The following is a 4,011-nucleotide window of genomic DNA, read 5'->3' on the forward strand; positions in this document are numbered from 1 at the left end:
AAGGCTGCTGTCCCAGGCCAGGAAGATGCGGCTGTAGCTGCCGAAGGGCGCGCCGTTCACGATCACCGGAACCGGCGACTGGAACAGCAGGCCGTGCAGGGCTTCGCGGAACACCGCCTCGTGGTCCCTGAGGCCATCGGCGAACTGCGCGATATCGCAGGACTTTGCCCGCTGGGCGCAGAGCAGCCGGATGTCGGCGCTGGCGCAGACCGCATATTGCACGTCGCCGGAGCAGGTGCTGCGGGTCAGGAGATCGTTCACTTCACCGGCGCGGGTTTCGGCCGCCTGCCGCGCCTCATGGAGGCGGTCGACCCAGTCCGCGGGCATTGCAGCCGCGCCAAAGGCAGTTGCGCCGGAGACGAAATAGGGCCTGCCGGGCGGATTATCCAGCAGCAGGCAGGCCAGGTAGGCGTCCTGGGCCTGCGCCGCCTCGGCGGCGGCGGTGACGGTTTCGTCGCTGGTGTCTGCGGCGAGCACGAAGAGAGAGGTTTTGCGTTGCATGGCGGGCCTCCGGGAGCTGGTTCGCGGCAGGCGGGCATGCACACCGCGTCAGCCAGTAGACCAGATCTGCGGCCGGGCGCGATGATCCTGATCAATCCGCTGCCGCAGAAGGGAAGCGGGGCGATTGAAGCACACCGAGAGTGGCAGGTCTTCTTGGACCCGACACGTTAGCGCGCCGTTCCAAGTTCTCATTGACGCAGCCTGAGCCTCGAAAGCCAATGGGCCTAAGCAGCTCAGGGCCGAGTGCCTGCGGTGCAGGTTATAGATGCTGCTGATGTATTCGACGATAGTCAGCTCGTCCGTGCGTCCCGTCGGCCCTGGTTGCAGTGAAAAAGGTCCCGGCGGCCGCAAACTCGAACAGTTGACTGCAGGCCGGCAGGATTCCTGAATTGACAGCGGTCAATTGATGCGGAGCACATTGGCGTAGTCTGCAACACACGGGTCTTTACGCCGGATGCATACAAGGGGGGTCGCCAGCAGAAATGCGTTTCAGCCTTCTTAGAGCATTGGGTTACCTGGTTGGAGGGCTTTGGACAGGCTGGGGCGGACGAAAGCGGATTGAAGCCAAGCAACTCCGCAATCTGCGGCGCCTCGTAGAAAAGGTGCGGCGCGATTCCCCCTTGTTTTGCAGGCTTTATGCGGACCTGAGGCCATCAAGAGAGATCGAGTTGCGCGACTTGCCGGTGACCCGCAAGCCCGATCTCATGGAGAAATTCGACGACTGGCTGACCATTCGTTCTCTGCCGCTCGGCAGGGCCCGCGAACATCTCCGGGACATCCGGAAGGCCGGTGTTCCGATTGAAAATGTTGCCATTTTCCAGACCTCCGGATCGTCGGGAGAACCGGCGATCATCGTTATGCCCTCATCGTTCGTGGAGTATGCCTATGGAATTTCGCTGGCACGCTTCGATTTGCAACGTTGGAAACTTTTCCGGAATGTCCGCAAGCGGGGCTTGAGAGTCACTATCACCGGCGGCAATGGGCACTTTGCCGGCAACGGGTTCAACAAACTGATGAAACAGCTGTTTCCGGGGTTGGCGAAGAATTTGGTCTTCCTCGAAGCAGAGCAGCCGGTCAGCCAGCTTGTTGACAGTCTCAATGCGATGCCGGACGTCGCCTGGATCGTGACCTATCCGAGCATGCTGGCCATTCTTGTTCGGGAAAAGGAGGCCGGGCGGCTGCAGGTCGAGCCGGAGCTCTTCAGTACAGGCGGCGAGACACTCACAGATGATCTCCGCGGCCGGGTCCGGCGGGCCTTCCCCAGGCTGGTATACGGCATTGCCGACACTTATGGGTGCACCGAGTGCCTGGTGCTTTCGTTCGAGTGCAGCTGCGGGCGCAAGCATGTTAACGAAGACTGGGTCATTCTTGAGGCGGTAGACGAAGCGATGCGGCCGGTTCCCGATGGCACGGTATCGTCAACCGTGCTGCTGACGGTGCTCGCCAATGACGTGCAACCCTTCATACGGTATGATCTCGGTGACTGCGTCCGCTTCCACACCGACCCGTGTCCCTGCGGGTCGCCGTTTCGCAGTTTTCAGGTCGAAGGGCGCCAGGCGACGCTCGTTCGTGTGGGCGACGTGACGCTGTCGCCGCTCGTTTTTGATTTGGAGCACGAGCAAGCCCGGCGCATTCAGCTTGTCCAGACCGGCGAGAGAAATTTCGAAGTGCGGATCCAACTGGCCGAAGAGGCGGCGCCGGAGCTTGTTTTTCAAGACGTCATCGAGTCGGTGAAACAAGTGCTTAGTGATAACGGACTGAGCGACGTTGCAGTGCGGGAAAGTAAAAAACTTCCTGAATTAACCGCCAGCGGCAAGTTTCACGAAGTCGTGCCTTGGCACAGCTACAGAGCAAGAAAATAACCTGGCCGGGTCTATTCCGGCTGGCGACCGAGAGGGAGGTGAATGCCCTATAACTGTGCGCACCAGCCCCTTTCTTGGAGGCCGGGCAAGACTTACGCCGCTGCGGCGTTCAGCCAAGGGAGATCTTGCAAGTCCGGCCTGCATTCATGAAGGCACAACGTTCACCCCAGACGTCCGCGGCACACGGCAGGGTCCATGCGGCGGTGGTTTTGCGGCCGCCGCCCTTCTGGTTCGTAACAGGGGTGCAAGCAATTGTTTCTTTGTGAATCCGTTTCTTAGCAAATGGCAGGAAAGGCGTATTTGCGCCCGGCCGATTGCAGTGCGGCGCGCTTCTTCCCAGTTATCCGCCACCCTGCCTGATTGCCAGCCTGAGGGATGTCTGCGCACTGATCAGCACGGCCACCCGCAAGCCGGCGACCGCCCTCCGTGAAAGGAGTTTTTGGGTGCGCAGACCACATCCAACTGCTTGGTAGCAAACCAGTTTGTGTCGGTGAGTGCATGCGCTTCGCGGAAGCGGACGACGCGGATTTTCCGTCTCTGACGCAGCATCTTGTCAAAAACCGGTCTGAACAAGTGTATTGAGGATCCGGTAAACTGCTAGGTGATGGGCACGCAAGAGGTCCGGGAGACGTGGGGCGCGCCGCCGCAGAAGGCCGGGCCTGCAGATGGCTCCCCGCAGAGGAAGCATTCGGGGAACCGGGGAGGAAAGCCGAGCCGAGAGCTGCGGCCAGCCCTGGACTGGCCCTGACAGTTGGCTCCAAATTTCAGCGGGCCCAGAACTCATGCTTGAAAAGCTCGTTGAGCTCGAGAAGCCAGCTGGCCGGAGGCAGCTGAAGAAGTGCAAGAACGGTAAAGCCGGCAACTGCCGCGAGTGCAATCAGTGCCTCGACCCGGTGGCCCTGCGGCGACATCCTGCTGCCGAAGACAAGTGTTTTGAACACGTGGAAATGAAGCGCTGCGTGCCACAAGGAAAACGCAATAAACAGCGCTGCCAGGATGATATGGAGATCGCTCCAATCCTGCCTGCCCAGCCCCAGCGCATCCCAGTCCTCGGCTCTGGAGATCTTTCCCTTGGGCGCAAAGAAAAGGATGCTGCCGCTGACAAGAATGGCAGCGAATGAAAAGGTTACGCCGAAGACGGCCAAGGCCCTGCTTGTCAACCTTCCCTTCGATCGGGGCTGAGTATCTGTATCGGTCATTTTCCTATCTCCAATCAGGATAGGCTGAGTCTATCCGGCAGCATGCCCAAGCGCATTGATCCAGATATGGTTCGGAATGCTGAAGACAGGAGCAGCTTACAAAAACCGGCGGGCAGTCGCTCAGACCTGAGCCCTAGCGACCCGGTTCATCCGCTTGCGCCGACAATAGCAGCCTTTATGGAGCAGGGCGCGCACGTCAAGCCCTGCGGAAGGCCGTCGCCTTTATGATCCGCCTGCGTGCCAGCTCATGCGCTGCCCGGCGGTGCTCGCTCTGGCGCTGGACTACCAGCGCCTCGGCCTCGGTCTTGGTCTGGCGCGCCAGGGCGGCTTCTGCCTTGGCCCGGTCATGTGCCGCCGACAGCTCATCCGTGTCCATTTCGACCAGGATGTCGCCGGCCGCCACCAGGCTGCCCTCGGCTGCCAGCACCCGGTCGACCCGGCCGGCCCTG

Annotated in this window: 2 protein-coding genes and 2 pseudogenes; 1 reads left to right on the top strand and 3 read right to left on the bottom strand. The window is 60.9% G+C overall.

The features are described 5' to 3' along the window. Positions 1-501: pseudogene (locus LHL23_RS23235) on the bottom strand (universal stress protein); the annotation flags it as partial. A gap of 482 nt (positions 502-983) precedes the next feature. On the opposite strand from LHL23_RS23235, the gene LHL23_RS23240 reads away from it, so the two are divergent. After that, positions 984-2,363, top strand: coding sequence for a phenylacetate--CoA ligase family protein (locus LHL23_RS23240; protein WP_226431731.1), 1,380 nt, complete (start codon positions 984-986; stop codon positions 2,361-2,363). 764 nt (positions 2,364-3,127) lie between these two features. Here LHL23_RS23240 and LHL23_RS23245 read toward each other — a convergent pair. Together LHL23_RS23245 and LHL23_RS23250 are read right to left on the bottom strand one after the other, a co-directional pair. Next, complete coding sequence (locus LHL23_RS23245; RefSeq protein WP_226431732.1) at positions 3,128-3,562, bottom strand: DUF4405 domain-containing protein; 435 nt, start codon at positions 3,560-3,562, stop codon at positions 3,128-3,130. Between the two features lie 196 nt (positions 3,563-3,758). Continuing rightward, positions 3,759-4,011: pseudogene (locus tag LHL23_RS23250) on the bottom strand (biotin/lipoyl-binding protein); the annotation flags it as partial.

The organism is Leisingera sp. McT4-56 (genome assembly GCF_020514995.1).
Taxonomy (GTDB): domain Bacteria; phylum Pseudomonadota; class Alphaproteobacteria; order Rhodobacterales; family Rhodobacteraceae; genus Leisingera; species Leisingera aquaemixtae_A.